This is a genomic window from Pseudomonas sp. TSRC2-2, assembly GCF_049897785.1.
Taxonomy (GTDB): domain Bacteria; phylum Pseudomonadota; class Gammaproteobacteria; order Pseudomonadales; family Pseudomonadaceae; genus Aquipseudomonas.
Genome location: NZ_JAFCWZ010000005.1, coordinates 88,525 through 107,866, shown reverse-complemented (window position 1 = coordinate 107,866; position 19,342 = coordinate 88,525). Strand labels below are relative to the sequence as shown.

13 protein-coding genes and 2 pseudogenes are annotated in these 19,342 nt (G+C 48.8%); 8 read left to right on the top strand and 7 right to left on the bottom strand.

Going from position 1 to position 19,342, the window contains the following annotated elements; genetic code table 11:
• The first annotated feature begins 936 nt into the window (after positions 1 to 936).
• The 3 genes from ACP7D9_RS11530 to ACP7D9_RS11520 all read left to right on the top strand — a co-directional run bounded on the left by ACP7D9_RS11530 (position 937) and on the right by ACP7D9_RS11520 (position 7,163).
• The gene (locus ACP7D9_RS11530; protein ID WP_426157507.1) at positions 937 to 2,694 is read left to right on the top strand and encodes a hypothetical protein; all 1,758 of its coding nucleotides are present in this window, start codon (positions 937 to 939) and stop codon (positions 2,692 to 2,694) included.
• Between the two features lie 342 nt (positions 2,695 to 3,036).
• Positions 3,037 to 5,280, top strand: coding sequence for an ATP-dependent nuclease (locus ACP7D9_RS11525; RefSeq protein ID WP_426157505.1), 2,244 nt, complete (start codon positions 3,037 to 3,039; stop codon positions 5,278 to 5,280).
• A complete protein-coding gene (locus tag ACP7D9_RS11520; protein ID WP_426157503.1) occupies positions 5,277 to 7,163 on the top strand; it encodes a UvrD-helicase domain-containing protein in 1,887 nt (628 codons plus the stop codon). Before ACP7D9_RS11525 ends, ACP7D9_RS11520 begins: the two co-directional genes overlap by 4 nt.
• A 36-nt stretch (positions 7,164 to 7,199) precedes the next feature.
• On the opposite strand, the gene ACP7D9_RS11515 is transcribed toward ACP7D9_RS11520, so the two are convergent.
• Together ACP7D9_RS11515 and ACP7D9_RS11510 are read right to left on the bottom strand one after the other, a co-directional pair.
• Entirely contained in the window at positions 7,200 to 7,685 is a 486-nt protein-coding gene (locus ACP7D9_RS11515) for a hypothetical protein (protein ID WP_426157501.1), read from the bottom strand.
• A gap of 341 nt (positions 7,686 to 8,026) precedes the next feature.
• Positions 8,027 to 8,377: pseudogene (locus tag ACP7D9_RS11510) on the bottom strand (glutathione binding-like protein); the annotation flags it as partial.
• Between the two features lie 238 nt (positions 8,378 to 8,615).
• Here ACP7D9_RS11510 and ACP7D9_RS11505 point away from each other — a divergent pair.
• Positions 8,616 to 9,314, top strand: coding sequence for a hypothetical protein (locus ACP7D9_RS11505; protein WP_426157499.1), 699 nt, complete (start codon positions 8,616 to 8,618; stop codon positions 9,312 to 9,314).
• Between the two features lie 261 nt (positions 9,315 to 9,575).
• On the opposite strand, the pseudogene ACP7D9_RS11500 reads toward ACP7D9_RS11505, so the two are convergent.
• The 4 genes and pseudogenes from ACP7D9_RS11500 to ACP7D9_RS11485 form a co-directional block, all read right to left on the bottom strand.
• Positions 9,576 to 9,926: pseudogene (locus tag ACP7D9_RS11500) on the bottom strand (MFS transporter); the annotation flags it as partial.
• A gap of 429 nt (positions 9,927 to 10,355) precedes the next feature.
• Positions 10,356 to 10,610, bottom strand: a complete 255-nt coding sequence (locus ACP7D9_RS11495; RefSeq protein ID WP_426157497.1) for a hypothetical protein — start codon at positions 10,608 to 10,610, stop codon at positions 10,356 to 10,358.
• 91 nt (positions 10,611 to 10,701) lie between these two features.
• Positions 10,702 to 11,151: an antitoxin Xre/MbcA/ParS toxin-binding domain-containing protein gene (locus ACP7D9_RS11490; RefSeq protein ID WP_426157495.1), complete on the bottom strand. Its 450-nt coding sequence runs from the start codon at positions 11,149 to 11,151 to the stop codon at positions 10,702 to 10,704.
• Positions 11,152 to 11,197: 46 nt separating this feature from the next.
• Positions 11,198 to 11,509: a helix-turn-helix domain-containing protein gene (locus ACP7D9_RS11485; RefSeq protein ID WP_426157493.1), complete on the bottom strand. Its 312-nt coding sequence runs from the start codon at positions 11,507 to 11,509 to the stop codon at positions 11,198 to 11,200.
• Positions 11,510 to 11,600: 91 nt separating this feature from the next.
• Here ACP7D9_RS11485 and ACP7D9_RS11480 point away from each other — a divergent pair, with 91 nt between their 5' ends.
• Complete coding sequence (locus ACP7D9_RS11480) at positions 11,601 to 12,026, top strand: hypothetical protein (protein ID WP_426157491.1); 426 nt, start codon at positions 11,601 to 11,603, stop codon at positions 12,024 to 12,026.
• Between the two features lie 156 nt (positions 12,027 to 12,182).
• Here the strand turns inward: ACP7D9_RS11480 and ACP7D9_RS11475 are convergent, their stop codons facing one another.
• Complete coding sequence (locus tag ACP7D9_RS11475; protein WP_426157489.1) at positions 12,183 to 12,374, bottom strand: hypothetical protein; 192 nt, start codon at positions 12,372 to 12,374, stop codon at positions 12,183 to 12,185.
• A gap of 1,441 nt (positions 12,375 to 13,815) precedes the next feature.
• Here ACP7D9_RS11475 and ACP7D9_RS11470 point away from each other — a divergent pair.
• From ACP7D9_RS11470 to ACP7D9_RS11460, 3 genes are all read left to right on the top strand, one after another.
• Positions 13,816 to 14,307, top strand: coding sequence for a hypothetical protein (locus tag ACP7D9_RS11470; protein WP_426157487.1), 492 nt, complete (start codon positions 13,816 to 13,818; stop codon positions 14,305 to 14,307).
• A 262-nt stretch (positions 14,308 to 14,569) separates the two neighbouring features.
• Positions 14,570 to 15,991 (top strand): site-specific integrase, encoded by a 1,422-nt coding sequence (locus ACP7D9_RS11465; RefSeq protein WP_426157485.1) that lies wholly within the window; start codon positions 14,570 to 14,572, stop codon positions 15,989 to 15,991.
• Positions 15,984 to 19,331, top strand: coding sequence for a hypothetical protein (locus ACP7D9_RS11460; protein ID WP_426157483.1), 3,348 nt, complete (start codon positions 15,984 to 15,986; stop codon positions 19,329 to 19,331). The genes ACP7D9_RS11465 and ACP7D9_RS11460 overlap by 8 nt, the downstream gene beginning before the upstream one ends.
• The last annotated feature ends 11 nt before the right edge of the window (positions 19,332 to 19,342 follow it).

Genomic DNA, 19,342 nt, shown 5'->3' with positions numbered 1-19,342 from the left:
ATAGTTAGCCGTACACCACCATCGATACTCCTGAACCAATGGTCGAAAGACCTACGTGGCTCAAGCATCACCCTTGGGGAGAACGTCAGATCCCAGCGGCCCCACAAAACTAAAAAATCAGCAAAAACTAAGGGAAAGGAAATGTCGAAAGCTAGGCCGGCTGAGCGGAAAACTTCAAAAGGTACGCCCGGACACATCCCTATCGGGAGTAATACGGGCCCCACTCGTTCGCTTTACCCCCACAGGCATTGCTGACGCTGCCCATAGCTTTGACATCAAGCAGGTGCTGTCTTGCTTAGACAAAGCCGGCACAATTGCAGAGCGCGACAACGACCGATACGGCCGCCTGACCAAATGCATCCGTATCAAAGGTGGAGGTATTGCCCGTGGCTATGTCATCAACCCTGCCGCCTTGCTGGCTGCCACGGAGGAATAGCTATGGTTGCCAGAAACCAACGGCCAGAAATGCCGGGGCCTTCGGTCGGGCTTTTATTGCCAACCCTCACTTGCCGAAGCTCCTGCGTCACGATCTGCCGCTGAACCCGTAGGACCGCGACACTTTCTACGGTGGTGGCGAGCGCGGTTATATCGACTATCTGTTCGCGGCACATGAAGCAGTAGCTGTCTGATACAAACCGCTAAAAGTCAAAGGCGCATCCCATGACTGGGCTGCGCGTTTTTTACGTCTGCGCGTTCGAGCCATCAGCAAGAATCTGTCTATGATGTGGCAGCGCCGCTGCACCGTCAGCGACTGCGTCCGCCTCAACGGACGTTCAGCATCGATTTTTTTGGGGCAGTTTTCTTCACAGTCAGAGACTTAAGTCTGGGCTTCAGATCGTTCATCACGAGTCTCATTATTCTATTGCCGTTTCAGAACACTGGTGTGTTTCCGCAACTATCAGGTTGGCCCTTAGGCTCAGTCTTGGAGAAAAACTGATGTTTGATTACTTGGGCAGCTTTCCAATTCCGGTCGACCTGCTACCGCAGAGGTTGCGTTCACTACTGGAGCCCGTCGGAACTGATCCGTCGCAGAGGGTCGAAGTGAGTAGTTTTACGGAAACTCAGCACTCAGACTCGAACCGCGAGACGGTACATATGGTTATGGCTGTAGTTCCAGACAACAAAGCAGCAATACCCGTGCTCTACAGTAATGGGGTTGTGGCGCAGGGCGTGCCTATTTTAGGTGGGAGAGGGAGTGCGCAGAGCTTCGCTCCGGATGTGAGCGGATATGACTATATCGTCGCCTCATGGGGTAGCAGCTTGTTCTTCACCTACAATTTGTCCGAAAAGGTATGGATGGCATTGGGTTTAACGCCGCGATGCATAGGAAATGAAGATCAGCGCTTGATTTACGATGACTTAAGCCTGCCAGAGTTCGCAGTCGCCGAAGGAGAGGTTTCTCTTCGGTACCACTTCAAACCCTCCCGGGATGTTAAGTGGTTCATGTCAAACGAGTACCTACGCAAGTATCTGTGGCTTCGGGGCGGGCGAGGTGTTCGCCAGTTCTTCTATCAGGCGACGCTTGAGGGCTGCCCGGAGCTACGTAAGCTAATGAATGGGAAAAGGTTTTTCCCCATTGGTGCCCCAGGGACTTGGCTAGAAGGCGATCTTCGGGAAACACCGGAGGGTCTATTACTCCAGGTTTCGGCGACGGTAGTGGCGGTCTCTTGCGACCTTTGCCCACAACAGACCGCCGATGGACTAACGTGGCCAGGTGAAGTCGGAAGGGTTACTCGTGCTAGCGTCGATGACATCGTGAGGAATGATACGACCACCTATCTCGACGATAAATTTCTTCAGCGCTATGAACAGAACAGCTTGTACGGAAGCACCCCTGTAGGCATGCATGGTACCTGGGATTGCAGTCCATCCTATCTGGGGCAGTGGTCTTTCACGGGGTGCCATCGAGTAGGGAGAAACCTAATTCAGGTGGAATTACGGGATTTGTATAAGGGGGTGCCAGACAGGGAAACCTTACATGCTCATGCTCACGCTCTTGATCCTGATATCGTAAAGCAACGCGACCTGACCGCCGAACACATCGTGTCCAAGGTTGATCGATTCCTCGAGCAAATGCTGTCTTTAGGAGAAAATCTTTCGCGACTCGGGGCACTGCTAGGGATCAAAAAACCGGTTGCTGAACTGCTTCGTTTTTCGCGGGACGAAGTTGTAGCCAACGGTTGGCTACATTACCCGCAGGTTTCAAAGCTTGCTCAGTGCGTCCCGCTGGACATAACTCAGCAGGCATTTCTCGCTCGATGCAAATCCATACATGAAATTTGGCAGGGCCTGTCTGACGGTTTCGTCAAACAGATTTTGGAAGCACTAGGTGTCCCAAGAAAGGCGATCGCGAGCCTCAAAGCCCTTAAACTTCTACAGTGCTTACTGAACATCCTGACGAAATTTGATGACAACTGCGAGGCTCCGGACGCGCTTCGTAGCGATGAAGAGCCGGAGGGCTGGAATGCGAAAAACGACGCCATCGCAATGCTGTTTGTGACCTACGATCTTCGTATTGCCGATGCACACGAAGCGGTGAATAAAATCGTCGAAAGATTGCAAGACCAAGACTTCGACACAGCTACGCTGCATCAAGGCTATGGTCAGGCGCTAGATTTTATACTCGATGGGGTCATCAACTCTTTTACGGCAATAAATTTACCTCTGAGCAGAATTCTGGCACGAGCCCGATAGTCGACTTGTTCGCGGACCGAATTTCCTGGGTGATACGCGTTTTCAGGTGATGTTCGAATCACCCAGGGAGTTAAAGCCCAGTTTCCCATTCGAACTTCAAGGCAATCCAGCAGTGGTTACTTCCATTGAGCTGCGTATAGGGTGGTGGAGTGCGTCCTGCTGGTTGATCCCTGAAGGCGGTGGAGGACCTTGCTCTACTGAATACAGTGCTATCAAAAAGCCGGCACATAAGCTAAAACGCTTGTAGGCCGTGGTGCTTCCGATTGCCCATCCTGTTGGTGTATGGAGTCGAAGAAAGCGGACCTTACTGGGTACCACAACAGGGACGAGCGAGGCACGGATATGCACATAGAATCGTTGAGGATTCGGAATTTTCGCCGCTTACGTGATGTGAAGATCGATCTGGCGCGTGATATTTCCATATTTGTGGGGGCCAACAATAGTGGCAAGACCTCTGCCTCATATGCGCTGCGCCTCTTCACCACGGCTTCAAAGGAACGGTTCACGATCCACGATTTTAGCTCCCACTGCTGGAGCGAAATCAACGCATTTGGTGAGCGCGCAGCGGATGCGCAATTGCCTTCTATTTCTCTGGACATCTGGTTCCATGTCAACGAAGCGGACCTTCATCGTGTAATTGATTTGTTGCCAAGCTTGGAGTGGGAAGGGACCTTGATTGGTCTGCGCATCGAATTTACGGCGAAGGATTCGGAGGCTCTTGTTGGGAGCTTCCAAGACGCTAGAGAGCTTGCTCGCGCCGCTGTGGGGCAAGAGCGCAACCAGGGGTATGAGCCTGCGCCTCGGAATTTGCGAGCATACTTGGAAGATAATCTTGGCCGTGAATTTGAGCTTCGCTATTACGTGCTGGACCACGCCCAGTTCGACGTTGATTTAAAGCCGTTGGCGGGGTACGAACCGTCGCTTCTAACCCCTGATAAAGGACGGACAGGGAGGGATATTTTAGGCTCGCTCCTCCGAGTAGATGTTTTGCACGCGCAGAGACATTTATCGGACAGCGCAGGTGGAAACCGCGCGGAGGATCTCTCTCGTTGTTTGAGTCGTTTTTACGAGCGCAACCTTGAGAAGCGTGGCAACGACCATGCCGCAATTCAAGCCTTGTCAAACTCTGAAGCCTTGCTAAATGACCACTTGAGCCGAGTGTTTGAGCCGACCTTGTCGAGGCTTTCCGACTTGGGTTATCCGGGACTTTCAAACCCGAGCCTTCTTATCAAAACCGCTCTGAACCCAGCCACAATTTTGGGAAGTCATGACGCTCGTGTTCATTACGTGTTGGGAGAACCAGGGGTTGACGCGTTGACCCTGCCTGATCAATACAACGGCCTAGGTTTCAAAAACCTGATCTACATGGTCGTGGAGATTCTGGACCTGCATACGCAATGGATGGATATCGAGGAGAATCGCCCACCGCTACACCTTGTTTTCATTGAGGAGCCTGAAGCTCACCTGCACGCTCAGTTGCAGCAAGTGTTCATTCGAAAAATCCAGGATATTTTGCAGATTGGCGAAGCAGATCGTCCGTATTACGCAACTCAGCTAGTGGTTACTACACATTCGTCACACATCCTCTACGAACACGGATTTCAACCCATTCGCTATTTTAGAAGGGTAGCAACGCTGGGAGGGCATACGTCTGAAGTACTCAGTCTCTCCAAGTTTTATCATGACACTCCAAACCCGACGCGCGATTTTTTGGAACGTTATCTGAGGCTGACGCACTGTGATTTATTCTTTGCAGATGCCGCTGTACTGGTAGAGGGAAACGTCGAGCGGTTACTCCTCCCGGAGATGATTCGTAAAGCAGCACCGCGTCTGCAATCGACATACCTCAGCGTTCTGGAGATCGGCGGTGCTTTCGGACATCGTTTTAAGACCCTGATTGAGTTCCTGGGCATTACAGCTTTGATTATCACCGATATTGATAGCGTGCGAGGGCCGGCCGTCCAAGTCCCTGCGGCGTTGATAGAAGGCGATGGCGGAGAAGAAGTTGAGGATGACGAGGTCGAAGAGGGCGATGATGCTGACGAGGCGGATCCTGAACGAGCAGGTGCTGCGTGCCCCGTTAATACCGAAGGTGCCGTATCGTCGAATCAGACACTCAGGAAGTGGCTCCCGCGAAAAAACTCTATTATTGAGCTTCTGGCTGCCACTCCCGAGCACTGTACTCAAATGCGCATTAACGTCGGTGACGCGTTGGTGCGGATCACCTATCAGAAAAGCGCTATGGCTCAATGGGGCGATACAAACGGCGCGATTACGGGAAGAACACTTGAGGAGGCTTTTGCCCTTCAGAATTTGGCTTACTGCCAAAACGCCATGAACAAAGATTTGAGATTGAAGGTGCGCGGTGGAGATCTCCTGACTCTCGAGCAAATCGCTGAAAAGCTGTACATAAAAGTCAAAGCGGCTGGTTTTAAGAAGACCGACTTTGCGCTTGCCCTCTTGGGAAAAGACCCTGCAACGTGGCAAGTGCCGTCGTACATTGCCGAAGGACTACGCTGGCTTGAAACTGAAGTGGCTCCACCGCCCCCCGATGCTGCTGCGCCCAATGGGGAGGGTGAGCTGTGACCAGTAGGATAGGAAAACCCGACACAGATGCGGATCTGGCGCTCCGACGTTGTCTGGACGAGTCACCCGTTCGTAGTTTCATAATGGTGGCAGGGGCAGGTTCAGGGAAAACAACGTCGCTGGTGAAGGCTCTGAATCACCTCGCCATGTCCAAGGGAAATGATTTACGTCGTCGTGGTCAACGTATCGCGTGCATTACCTACACAGAGGTTGCAGTTAGGGAAATCCGCGGTGATATCGGGACAACCTCAATGTTCCACGTGTCGACTATCCATAGTTTCCTTTGGACGATAATAAGTCCTTTCCAAAACGATCTGCGTAGATGGGTCCGGGAGCGAATTGAACAAAAGGTTGCTGATGCCCATGAAAAAATTGCAAAGCCTCGAACCCAGGCAAGTACCAGAGAAAAGCTTGCCTTAGACCTTCAGAGGTATGAAAGGCAAATCGCATCTCTTGGGCAGGTGCCGAAATTTACCTATGGCACTGGAAGCGACTACTCCAATGGTGTTCTTGGTCATGACGACATCCTGAAGGCTGGACCGGAGTTGATTCAGCAGCGGCCATTGTTGAGATCGCTGGTCGCAAAACTTTTTCCTTTCGTTTTCGTCGACGAAAGTCAGGACACCAATCCCTCTATCGTCGCAGCTTTGCGCCAAATTGATGAATTTGCCGGAGACGAATTCTGTCTCGGCTTTTTTGGCGACCCTATGCAAAAAATTTACCTGACCGGGATCGGTGCGATTGAAGAAGGTCCCGGATGGACCACAATTACAAAGCCCGAGAATTTCCGCTGCCCTCAGCGCGTACTCCAAGTGGTCAACCGCATTCGAGCAGAGAATGATGGGCTGGAGCAGATTCGTGGCCGAACTGTACTTCAGGACGGTCTCGAGCAGCTGGTTCACGGTACTGCACGTCTGTTCGTTCTGCCCTCTGACCAACGTCGCACCGAACATCTCGCGCTGGTTAGGCAGTGGTTGGCACGGGAAAACCAAGACCCCCTTTGGATTGAGGATAGAGCCGACGCGGATGTGCGGATGTTGGTCCTAGTGCACCGAATCGCTGCACGGCGGTTGGGATTTCCCACAATTTATGCAGCACTCAATGATGACGCTCCAAGTAGTCTAAAGGACGGCTTACTCGACGGAACAGCCTGGGTACTACGACCTTTTTTGACTTACATCATTCCTCTCATACTGGCTTTGCGAGCAGGAAAAAACTTTGATCTGATGGCTCTGCTCCGAGCGTATTGCCCGTTATTTTCCAATGATGAGCTTCGGGGAAAGGATGCCGCGCCGCTTCTGCTTCACCTTAGACAATCGCTTGCTCAGTTAGAAGCAATGTTCGATGGGAACGCGACGTCGTCGATAAGGGAAGCGCTGACCTTCATTTTTGAACAAAACCTAGCTACGCCCGATGATCGTTTTGTGGAGCACTTTGCACATCCACAGGACGGTGCGGATGGTGATTCTGGTTGGGCATCGGTTGCAGCTTTTTTGGACAGTCAGGTGAAAGAGCTTTGGGGCTATCGAGAATATATCGACGGAAACTCACCGTTCGCGACTCAGCAAGGTGTGAAAGGAGCTGAGTTCGAACGCGTTCTCGCTGTGCTGGATGACGAGGAGAGTGATTACAATAGTTTTTCTTACGGAAAATATTTCGGTATTTCCCCGCTTTCCGACCGCGACCTGGACAACATACAACAGAACTTGGATTCCGTTGTCGATAGGACGCGGCGTCTATTTTATGTCTGCTGCTCAAGAGCAGTTCAAGATCTCGCAGTCGTTCTCTTCGTCCCAGATGTTGTCGCAGCAATTGAGGCCGTTAAGGAAAAAGGTATATTTTCCGAGGAAGACATCCTTTGTCTTGCGACTATGGAGAGATAACATTCGTCTCTAATTCAGATTGTTACATGTCCGGGTTTAATGGGCGACGTAATAACAATAATCTTTGGGAGGAGTCAGGTTTTTTAGACTAGAGTCTTTTATACACCATTCTAGGGTTTCAGAGGTTGGGTCGTAATAGCAGCTCACGGGGAATCGACGATTCAAATAGTCGTACGGTACGCGTCCATCTGGCAAAAATAAAATTTCTGAAATAGACGAGTCTGTGTCGGGAGTAACATCTAATAAAACACCGTCTGGGCTTTGCCACACCGCATGGTGCTGCGCTTGATACATCCCAGAATCATAAAAAATAGCCCATCCAAAAACGATGCTGCCTTTATGTTCCTTGGTGTGTTCTTTGCAGTTATACCAGCACTGTAATTCTGGATAATCGCTTGATTTGAGTTTCTCAACGTTAACCAATATCCCATCATTTTTTTGGCTGATGATGGGCAGTTGATGTTTAGGGTGGATTATGGAGTCCATGACGGCGTCGGCGAAGCTATTAACGTTCAGTTGCATTTTTGTGCTCTTGGTAAACGTCGTGCAAACGGGGAAATGCAAATTATTATCTAGTTGTGACCAGAAATGCTAGGGTTTGGTACATGATAAGCGTGAGCATTGCACTTAGCCCCGACTGGGATGCGGCAATTGCTCGCAAGCTGGATCCACTTAAAATATGGTTATTGCTCCTGCGGCAGCACGTAAATCTTCTTCCAAAGAGCTGAGTTGCAAGCTTCAATCTCGCTGAGCGCCTGGCGTGTCTTTGTTTCGGCGCGGACTGTCGATCTTTCCGTCGACCGGCCGCGCTCCGTTTGGTGGCGTGTTATCCGTCGAGTGGAACGGGAGGACGTATCAAGCTCTTAGCACAAATCATTGGCGTCATGGCGTTCGGGCATCTGAGTGGCCTCATCCCCCCACGTCCGGTTGACTCTTTGACCACGGATTACGGCTGGCCGATTGGCGATTACCTCGGCCCAGCGCTGCACGTTTGTGTATTCATGTGCAGAGATAAACTAGGCAGCCGAGTACAGGTCTCCTCGCACCAACTTGCCATTCCAGGACCAAACCGCAATATCGGCGATGGTGTATTGGTCGCCTGCTAGGTAAGGGCTTTCGTCAAGACGACGGTCGAGGACATCCAGTTGATGTTTGGTCTCCATTACCGCTTGCAGAATCGGCTTGGAAGCTTCTGGAGCGTTGTCGATGGTGTGAACGGTGAAAGTGGTCATTGGATACGCCTTCAGGAATGTGGTTGGTTGTTGAGATCGATGTTGCGCGCTACACCCCATCCTGAGAACGCATGCGAAGGGCATATCCCTTATTCTCAATAGAATACGGATCTCATAATTCAAGCCCTCAACCCTGCTCAGCCGCATTTGTTGGGAAGCCTCAGGAACAAAGATTCGCGGTCTGACACACTCTGTGAATGTTGTTTAAGGATAGGCGTTGATGTCTAATTGGCATCACTTCGGCAGAGCCGGTTTTACTCGAATTTTTGGAGATTTTATGAAAAGGACGGCAATCGCGTTGCTGGCTGCTTGCTCGATCACTACGACCACCTTCGTTCTTGCTGGGACGTATGTTGCCGAGGTACATCCTGTAGTCGAAGCGAATACGCGCAGCGACGTAAACACCTCTGTCGATGTGAAAATTTTACGTTTCGAGCAGCTAATTCCAGGGCTCGGTAGCAGGATTGCCAGCTTTCAGGGCGACCAAAGTTCGGGCAAGCGATTTGGTATCGAAGAGGCGGCTCGTTTCTTCAGCCCGTCTGGTCAAATTGGGGTTGAGTTCGACAAGCAATTAGCAGGAGCAAAGGGATACCAAGGCACCTTAGTGAATTGGCAATCCGTAAGCGTGCCTGTCACGACGAAGAGTGCGGATGGCAGGACAACAGTTAACAAATCTGTGCGAGTTCAGATAGGAGCTTCGGCATTTGTCTCGGCTTCTCCATTAGGCAATGACCACCGAGCTGAGATTGAATTAAGGGTTTATCACATCGCACCAGTTTCAAAAATCGAAACCAGCACTTACTCCGGTGAAGCTAACGGGCGACTCAGCAACGGAGAGATGCTGCCACTGTTCTGGACTAACAATGGTGTCCAGTACGCAGCATTTTTGACGTTCCAAGCGTCAGAGTCGCGCCTGTAGCTGCGCACTTTGGGCTTCCTAAAAATCACATCGCCAGCTCACCCAACTTTCACCCGCACGGATTGAGTCTTTGGAAAACTGTGCGTGTGTACGGGCCGATTCGAAGCTATTGCCAGCCCAGTTCGGAGCCGTCACCAACGACCACTGGTAGGCGGGTAGCTTCGGTTTGAGGGGGTAGGCCAAATGCGGTGGCACACCGTTATCTAACCCCCGAAGAACCTTCTATCAAGAAGATCTTTTGGGTGAGCCGTTTGCTGGTGATCAGGCACTTGCCAGCTGTGTTTTCTCCGAACGCGAAACTACTGCAAGGCTGAGCAACGCAATCAGTGGCAGCACGCTGCCAACAATGATGATCGAAGACCACCCCCCGTGCTCATACAAAACACCAGCCAGACCGGAGCCGATAGCACCGCCGATGAAGATGCTGGTCGTGTACAGAGCGTTCAACCGTCCTCGACTGGCCGCGTCCAAGGCGTAAACGGCGCGTTGGCCCAGAACCATGTTCATCTGTACGGCGAAATCCCAAACGACACCGGTGACCGCCAGACCAATGATGCTGTATGCCGGATGGATCAGTGCCGGATAGGTGGGCGAGTTCGTGAAAGGCAATGCTGGGCTCAAAATCAATCTTGAGACAGTGGGTGAAGACCAGCAATTCGGCCGCTGTCTGAAGCTGACGATCTGCAAACGTTTTGTGCCCTCTCGCTAGCTGAGCAAAGCGAGAGGCAAATTGCGATCGGGCAGGATGTGGGTTTTGATCCCCTCATGCTGAGCATAAAGAAAGACGGCAGGAATCGTAGATTCCCCTGCCTGGGGGGAGATAGCCGGGAACCAAAATATCTGCGTTCTCAAGAGACGTCGCGACCAGTAGCAGATCGGCCATCGGGAAGTCGGCCGGTAGAAAAAAACGCCACCTTCATCGTTGATTACTGACAGTGTCATCCTTGATTTCGTCCTATTGGGCAGAAGGTAGGGCGTACTAGAAACTGGCCAGTTTCATTTTGACTTCGTGGTCCAACGCTTTTACCCGGCACTCAAGGTTCATCGGCCTTCTTCGCCATCTGGTGAGGTGGTACCTGTGCTTCCAAAGACAAAACGTCGGCTCCGGCCAAACTGAGCCGCAATGTCCACAAACGTCTGCTTGAAGTGTTCGTCAACGAGTGCTCTTTCTTCTGGGCTCAGCGCCTCATACTTTGCACGCCATTCGTTTCTTTGCCGCGACAAGCGTGCCTGGTTCATCGCCTTGATTTTCAGCAATCGTTCGAAGTCATCGCCGTCGGAAGTATGGCTTGTCATGCTAAGTTTCCTATCGAAAATCAGCTTGCGCCTTCGACCGAAGACCCCACATGAAACCGTTTGCGATTTCGATTTTTTGCGCGAGCTGAATTTACACGACAACCCCGTGCTCTATTTTCCAGATTAACGCTTCAACAAGGTTAAGCCCAACGAACGTGGATAACAGCTCGGCTGGCGCTTTCTGGCCCAAGGCCAGGGCAGGGATTTCAAGCCAGTTCCGCATGGCGATTTTGTCACCTGCAAATAGACCCAAGGCACCATTCAGGACAACTGCCGCACGGAAAAGGTGATCGCTTTCAATTGAATTCAGGGCGCCTGTTTTCAACCAACGCCTGCGCGTGGAAACCTTTACGTCCAGGAGTCTCCCTAGGGCTGCTTGAGAAAGCCCGACCAACACGCTCAGCTCGCTGAAAAAGGATGAGGGCAGTCCTTCACTTACGAGCGCTGAAACCGTCGACAAATCTGAGCGAGCATCAAGCATGCTCAGAAATGAATCTGATAGGAGCTTAGTTTCTCCGCCTTCTTGTACGTGATCGATCATTCATGTGCCCTGTAAGAACCGCACGAATCTGAGTGTCCATCACCGCCTAATCATCCAAGGACGTCTCGTCTTCCTCAGTTGAAGCCGCCCAAGCTAAGTCTGACTGGATCTGCTGGAACAGTGATTCAATGTCCTCGAATGGCCACGCTTCTAGGTAGCTAGCAATCACGAGGCTTGCCGGATGCACGCTCATGACAGCAGCAAGGTCTTCGACCTTGTCGAGCGTTGGAGACCTCATCCCACGCTCAAGCTGACTCATGTACCCCCGGCTAGTCACAGACACAAAATCCTCCTGGGTGAGCTTCCGTCGCTTTCGTAGTTTTTTCAGCGCATTCGCGAAAGCGGCATTCAGTTCCATATTCTCATCCCACAAAAGGGATGATGAAGCATCAAATGAGCACTATACTACCACGCACTATACTGCTCATTTTAACTTTTAGAGAAATTATATGTTCGAAACATATGAGGCAGCGAGGCTGCCGGTGCTGCCCTCTTTCGAGCAGAACACGACGCGCTGGGCTTTCATCGCGCAGTCCGCGAACTGCGAATGGTTTTATGTGACGCACCGATATTTTCAGGATGGTGATCCCGACTGCGTGTGTGCTCAGCAGTTTTTGATCCCCGATGTCATCGTCCTGATGAGCTTGGTGCAGTCAGATTCCGATAGTGCCTTTGTCAGTGGAGTACAGCTCGTATCGCCGGGATGGTTGAACGGTACGGATGAGTGGCGAATGGAGGCGCTTACTAAATTGATCGCAACGCCCGGTGAGGAAGGATGCAAATACTCATACGAGGTTGCAGGTGGCAGCACCTATCCGGTGCGGCAAGTGGATGCCTCACATCCTGTGGGAAAAACCATATGGCCACTGCGGTAGGAGGATTTTCAAATGAGTCCTGATCTAGAACATTTGCTCTGTAAGCCACATCTGTCGCTTTTTCCAAATGCAGTAATAGTGAACGACCACTTTTTTTGGGGGTTTGAGTGCGGAGACGGGTGGTTCGACATCCTCAACCACGCCTTCTCACTTGTTTCAGCGAGAACCGATATTAGTCCTGGTTGCGGTGAAGTGGCCGTCGAGCAGGTTAAGGAAAAATTCGGTGGTTTGAGGATTCACTATCGCGGAGGGGACGATTTCGTCGAAGGTGTCTTCAACCTTGCAGAAGCGGCGTCCGTTCATATTTGCGCCATCTGTGGTAATCGCGCGCCCAACCGGAGGATGCATTACCACCATCCTCGTTGTGAGGTCCACTATGGGAAGTAGACGTTGAAGTACAGCATGGCAAATCGCGAGAATTTGATCGCCAGGCTGCATGAGCAACTCAAATGCGACGGCTCGCTAATTGACCTAGATGACGTTCGAAGATACGTCTCGTCACCCAGGTTGTTCGATCTCACCGTAAGAGGCCTCAAGGGAACACTAACCTATGTGGGCGATACGTTCCTGGACCATAGATCAATGCTCGCCGATTGGCCACAGCGGACGTATGGAGTGTCTCTAGGACAGTGGAGGGATTTATCTTCAAGCGTTGAGCTGGTTGACGACTTTCACCATAACGACACCGATATTTCGAAAATCCAGATCTGGTCGTTCGAGCCCGCCAGCCTCACTGAGGATGAGTTGCGCCTAGCTGTAGCGCTGTCCTACACCGACGCAGAGTTCCGCGCAGAGTCCCGGATTGTTGGAGCGCTCAACCACATACTCAATGACTTAGGATTCTATGTGGACGGAGATCGTTACTAGCGGTGCGAGTCAGTTTCGCTGAGCGTCCAGCTGCCGTGTAGGTCGTTGAAGTACATCACCCAGGATCGAGCCAACGGGGAATCGCCGGTCACCTGGGGCTCTGAAGTATCCAGCTCGTCGTGGAAAGGTGAGAGCCATGAGGATTCCAGTCCTCGTGGTGCACCAAAATATCCAATCCACAGATCAGATTCTTTGCTTCAGCCAAACGGATCACGGCTGCTCAGGTAGGTTTTGAAGCGATGCGAGACGCACGGCTTCAATTCGCAGCTCATCGAGCTTAGTTCCCGAATTACCTACGGGCGTCACCATCGAGATGGTCGGTGGCCTTATCTCTTCTGCGCAACGTCCGGGCCCTGTTCACGTCAGAAGGAGACGGGTTGAAGGTGCTGTCCTCCTAAAAAGACACACGTGGAATTGGCGTGGCAGTAAGTGCTGAAAATATAACATTCAAACCAAAGACATTTTTCATAAGAAGGACCAGTGATCATAAGATACAGCCAAGGTAACGGCGTGCCCGGACCGAGAAAAACAAACGATAGGCATAACGTGTATCGATGGGGGCAATTGATCGTGGAAAAGGAAAGGCAGTGCAGTGACCAGCGAATGAATTCGGGTTTGTTGCGTTTGGACGTTTGAACGGACATTGAGGGCGAACACGGCAGTGGCGAACCGAGCACCATCCAAAGCAGAGCGGGCGTAAAACTCAACGTGTCTGATACGTCAATTAGTACATGTGGTGGGCTAATTGATTCTATGGGGCTGAAATAGTTGGAGTAAATTTGATTTTCAATAGAGCATGACATGGCTAATTAAATATTGTTTGCATAAGCGAACATATCAGCTACATTTTTATAAATCTCTGTAGTTCCTGTTAACGCTCTGAATCTTTATATCGTCACTCACCAAGTTAGGAGGTGGGATTGTGCCAATACTTTATTTGGATATATTCGATCCTCAAGTGTATGGCATTCTTGAACAGGCGATGGAACTGGAGGAGATAAGCGGAGTTGTATTCGAAGTGGTTCCTATTTCCAACGGCTCAATTTTATCCTACCTACCACTGTTGGCGTTCGCGTGGTTGAAAAGAGAGTCGATAGATAATGATTGTCTGTTGTTACATTCTTTGCTGAAAACATCGATTGGAACTTCGGAGTTTTGGCTCTCTAGGGTATTAGGCACCATGAAATTACATGGAGGTGGCGAGGATTCTCGCTTGGCTGAACAGCTTCTGTGTATAGACAACGTGCGTTTCCTCACAGATTTGCTGGCAAGAAGTGAATTGCTTGAAATCAAGGCCTTGACCATGACTCAGTCAAACGGTCGCGTATACATCGGCTACGGAGAGGTTCAAGGATTTATGTGTCAATATCTAGATAGGGACCGGCCTTGGTCGTTTCGATTTATAGCGCCCTAACCTACGAGGCAGCATTCTCACTATTTCTAAACTATTGAGCATTGCACAGCGCTCACATCGCTTTTGCCTGCACCGCGTAGTGAAAAAGCTAAGTCACACCGCGCACCACTATTACTGCGTGTTTTTAAGTAATTCGATCCTGTTCACTATAAGTCATTATTACTGGTCGCAATAACGCATTTTAATTATTTTAAAAATTTTCTTGATTGTTGATTTTTTTTGGGATGGTTCACTTCGTTAAAGTAATCATCGGGTGAAGACGATGAAGCAGCAATATATTAACTTCAGTCCTGTGCACTCATTGTACGAGGGAGTTGAGATTTTACGGCTGTTTCACGTTGGGGGAAAAGAGGACGGCAAAGAGTACTTGCCTTTTACAATGTTTATGCAGGATTTGGTGGACAGAAATAAGGCCCCGCATACGGTCAAGCAGTATGGTTATCGCCAGGCCAATTATCTCGACTACATGGCCGAAGGATGTAAGTTTTTATCTTTGTCAAAGGCCAATATAAATCTATTGCATAGAGGATACCATTCTTACTTGGTTCATGGTTCCAATGCCGCATCTGAAGTAGTGAAAAAAATATGTCGAACTAAACCATCCCCTCTTGTGGGAGTGGATACTTCGTCAGCTTATCACGCGCCAATTGAATTGTTCGTAAAATTTAGTCGTGGCTACTTAGATAAATTAGCAGATTATAAAGAGTCGGGGTTCAATGCCGGTTCGCCATATGATTTGGAACTTCTTGGAAATATAAGCGAAATAAAAACAAGCGTGAAGCCTGGAGAAGAACGGGGGCGGAACAATACTGAATATGCTAGAAGCTCTAATGGTGGCAATATGACTTCCCATAAAAAAACTGACGCGCATGTTCCTTCAGCTAATGGCGGCACAATATTCCGCCTCAAAAAATTTTTTCCGCTAAACAAAATCACACAGTTGATTCGATCTGCAACATGTTACAGGGACGCCGCGCTATGGTCATTGATGGCTGCAACATCGTTAAGGGCATCAGAGGCACTTCAAGTTCTTCGTGAAGATATCGATTATGCCGAACGGCAAATTTATGCGGTTGATCCGAAGCTGAGAAAAAATTTCAGTAAGGCATATAGAGGTATAAGCGAGGTACAAGCTAACAAGTTATGCTGGAAAAGCCGTACGACACCCTACACGGCGTTGCTAGAGCCTTACGGTACATTGTTTTTTTACTATCTGGAACTGTATAAGCAGCATGAATACATACCAGGGTGTGGGCACAATTTCATTTTTCAAACTAGAGACGGCGCACCCTTGTTCTTGTCTGATTATTCATCTGTTGTTTTGGTGCCATTTAAAAGAGCCGCGAATTCAATTTTCAACGAGTGTGGTATTTCGGGCAGGGGAATGGGGTTGCATTCTCTAAGGCACAGCTATATTTATTTTATGAAGAATTTCCTTGAGCATAATAGAGGGGTTGGTTTGAGCGATTCGGAGTTGATGCAGTTGACGGGGCATAGGGATATCCGAGGTTTAATGTGTTATGCCAAAGCTGATTACGAAATTGTCTTAGAAAAAATCTCATATGGAAATGCAAAGCGAAGAGCATCAGCGCCGTTATCGGAAGCTGAACATCAGGTTAAATATTTGAGTGAGAGGTTAGCCATGTTCAAGCATCTGGTAAATGAGGAGGCCGAAAATGATTAACTTCAGCTGCGAGTTAAAGCTATTAAAGCATGGCGAAGAACTTTTAAAAAGCTTCGATTCTGCATTGAACAAAACATTCAATGCGTTAATGGATCACTCTTGTGTTCAGAAAACAACCAAAATGCGTTACGAGCATTTTGTTCGTCGATTCAATCGCTTAGACGTAGATGTTAGTAACGTAGGAAATATTCTTGATAGTTGGTGTGCTTTTTCTGGACTTCCAGAAGCTCAGATAAAAAGCAACAAAAATCTATTGAGTTGTGCCTTTCCAGAGTTGGATAACTATTATGGGGATACGTCTGCAAAATGGGCACGTAACCCCTTGAAAGTGTTTTTCATGTTACTTCACGCTGAGCGGGCAGTTCTCCTACCCTATTCATTTGTAAGACCAATAGGTGAGTGGGTTGACAATGTAGGTGCTGTACATGGTTTCTATAGTGAATGTTTCCAAGTGTTTCGGACGATGGATGTCAATGGTGAGCACAAGACTCAAACTAAAGAATATGGTGATGATAAAACGTTAGCCCGAATCTGCCAAACGGCCGCTAAAATTTTTCTATCTTCAACGTGGTATGAACCGGAAGATATAAATTCTCCAGAACTCCAGGCTTGGAGAGAGTTCCAGACCGCAGCAATGGAAAATGGCAAGGCTGGTATCCCGCTACTTGAAATTCTAGATATACTAAACGATAGCTTTGAAGGAAGACTCGCGTTAGATGTAAAGAAGTGGGCGCAAGACGTAAAGTCTGGCGCCGCTAGAGTTGCTAAGTTTACAGATACTAAAATAATTTTAAGAGATGCTCTAGCAGTAACTATAGAGCCGTTGGAGGTGATTAGAAACGTTTTAAAAATCACTTGTGTAGGATCCGCTAGCTTCTCCGTTCAGGAGATCGGCAAATTTGAGGTCGTCGAGGCTTTAAGATCTTTAGGTATTGACATTGGTAGCGCATTTGAAAACTGGAAAACTGCTGAGGAGTTCTTTTTTGAATATAAAAGTGGTTTGGAAAGTAGCAAGCCGTATCGCACTGCCATAGGTAGGTTAAATCTTTATGTTTTGTTGTATCTTCCGCTTTGGATTCATGCTAATCCAAATACAGGCTATAAGTATCCGAGTGCGCCAAATTTATTCAAGGCGTCCGTACATTACAATTGTACGTTGCCTTTAAATATCGGTCGTCCTTTATCTTTTTTAGAGTTTTTCCGTGAGTTAGACTTCGTTGAGAGCTATGAGAATCTACATAAAATTTTCATACTCTTTAAGGTGCTTATTGATTTTGGGCCAGATCTACCCGGATGTGAAGGTTTAAAGCAACCGGTTCTTAAATTGCCTGCTTCATTCAAGTATGCCTCTGTTACGAAGAACATATTCCCTGGAGATCAGCTTCTTTATGTGGATTTCCTCTATGCAATCGAATACGCAAGCGAATTTCTCCACTCTAATTCGACTAAGCTGTCAAAACTGGTTGAGAAAGCGAAAAATGACGGGAAGATGGTGAGCTTTTCGGATATTGGCTATGTGCCAATCGTCTACAGGGAGTCTGCGATAGTTCCTGTAATGGATGTGCATCCCGATATATTTGTATTCGCAGAGATTAATTTAGAGGTGTTTTATAATCCTGGTTCCATTCGGTTTAGTCTTTTCCTTTTGGAAGTTGGAACTAGGGGGCAGACTGCGCAATGGTTGGATGCGCGCAGTTACGATAGGGTGTCGGATAGGATTTCGACGAATCCCTTGCAACTAACTTGTCTCTGGTTAAATACGGATAAAGTTTCATCTTCGCCTTTAGTTATTGTATCGATAATGCAGGCTCTATGGTTGCTTGACAGCCAGCGAGATTGGCGAAATAAAATGATTGTTAAGGGCGCGAAAGGTTTTACGCAGGAAGTATACTATGAAGGTAAATCTCATTCAAAATGGGGGAAAATTCTTCCATTATTTGCCGCCGACCCCATAACCGGTCAACCGTTTATTGATGCGGTTTATGCTAGGTTCTGGACTGCCCAATGCTACAGTTTTCAGTGTTGGATGAAAAAAAATGAAATAGATGACGCCCAACTAGTAGCACTTCTACCAAAAAGTAATGACCCACAGAAGCAGTTTTTTGACTGGGATGATTGGTTGCAGGGTATTGATGAGTCTAAAGTTTTAGTGGTTTCGCGAAATATTCCAAAGTCTTCATGGGCACTCACAACTTATCTGGGAGACTATTGCCCTGTTAACCTGAGAGCGAAAGTAACACCTCATGGCGCGCGGGCTTCCTTCATTACGTCAATGAGTACCGTGTTGTCGCCAGAAACAATAGTCATGCTCACGGGGCAAAAAGAGCATTCCGTACGTCAGTATAGTAAAGGTCAGCATCTGCTTCGTCGCAATATCCAAGGAGCGTTCAACAATCGTGACGCGAGCTTATGTTTGACTAACCCCTTTGAGGGGCTACCTTCGATTAGCGAAATAAGCACTTCCCTGGAGGCACTAAGAGATCATGAAAATTTCGAGGCCATAGCTGCGAGTCGAGGGTTGTTTTCTATTGCCGCTGACGCAAACGCCGGCATCAAGAAAAATGGCCTACAAATTATTGCGAGTGATCGTTCGAGAGCGATAGGCGTCGAATATACGCACATGTGTGCATGTGGCTTTCAATGCCCGCTAGAAGTGGTAAAGGAGTACGGGGAACGCAATTGTACTCGGTGTCCTTACGCAATTTTTTCTGCAAGCAACATAGCTGCTGTGGCGGCGAAGAGACAACAATTAGCAGAGGAATATCTGCAAATGGTCTCTTTGGTAAAACAATATATCGATAACAACGCGATAACCAAAAAGGAGATGGTCGTTTACGAACAACGCCTAAATAAGGCCGCTAAGGAAGCTGTAGGGTGGATGGTCGTCGAAGAATCGCTATGGGCAATGATCAACGAATGCAAAAAAGCAGACGTTCCAACCCCTAAATACTTGAGTGCAGATACAGTGAAATTGTTTCAGCAAATTGAGCGTTTTGAGGTGAAGCCTTCGTCCTCAGAAGGTTTTTTCTTACGCCTTGCTGAAACCTGCTTTTACGAGCAGTCGATGTCACAAGACTTCCGGATTAAAATTGACCGAGCTGTTCGGAGACTCCTTGTTCAAAATGAAGGTGTCATTGCCGCACTTACGATGCCTGCGGGTTACTCCTCATCAGTAAAATTAGCGGGAATGATCCGTTCCGGGCTTGAGTTCGATAATTTAAATCTTGATGAATTTGTTAAGTACATAAACATGGACGAAAAACAGTGGATTGCTGCACTGATTGACGAGGCACCGGGCAGCCAAGGATTTCTACTGGAAAATGATATTCCTAACGCGTAGCTTGGGTTGTG

What these genes read in the sequence shown, in the direction of transcription:
- ACP7D9_RS11530 (WP_426157507.1), top strand. Translation starts at nt 937, where the DNA reads ATGTTTGATTACTTGGGCAGCTTTCCAATTCCGGTCGACCTGCTACCG.
- ACP7D9_RS11525 (WP_426157505.1), top strand. Translation starts at nt 3,037, where the DNA reads ATGCACATAGAATCGTTGAGGATTCGGAATTTTCGCCGCTTACGTGAT.
- ACP7D9_RS11515 (WP_426157501.1), bottom strand. Translation starts at nt 7,685, where the DNA reads ATGCAACTGAACGTTAATAGCTTCGCCGACGCCGTCATGGACTCCATA.
- ACP7D9_RS11505 (WP_426157499.1), top strand. Translation starts at nt 8,616, where the DNA reads ATGTCTAATTGGCATCACTTCGGCAGAGCCGGTTTTACTCGAATTTTT.
- ACP7D9_RS11495 (WP_426157497.1), bottom strand. Translation starts at nt 10,610, where the DNA reads ATGACAAGCCATACTTCCGACGGCGATGACTTCGAACGATTGCTGAAA.
- ACP7D9_RS11490 (WP_426157495.1), bottom strand. Translation starts at nt 11,151, where the DNA reads ATGATCGATCACGTACAAGAAGGCGGAGAAACTAAGCTCCTATCAGAT.
- ACP7D9_RS11485 (WP_426157493.1), bottom strand. Translation starts at nt 11,509, where the DNA reads ATGGAACTGAATGCCGCTTTCGCGAATGCGCTGAAAAAACTACGAAAG.
- ACP7D9_RS11480 (WP_426157491.1), top strand. Translation starts at nt 11,601, where the DNA reads ATGTTCGAAACATATGAGGCAGCGAGGCTGCCGGTGCTGCCCTCTTTC.
- ACP7D9_RS11475 (WP_426157489.1), bottom strand. Translation starts at nt 12,374, where the DNA reads ATGCATCCTCCGGTTGGGCGCGCGATTACCACAGATGGCGCAAATATG.
- ACP7D9_RS11465 (WP_426157485.1), top strand. Translation starts at nt 14,570, where the DNA reads ATGAAGCAGCAATATATTAACTTCAGTCCTGTGCACTCATTGTACGAG.
- ACP7D9_RS11460 (WP_426157483.1), top strand. Translation starts at nt 15,984, where the DNA reads ATGATTAACTTCAGCTGCGAGTTAAAGCTATTAAAGCATGGCGAAGAA.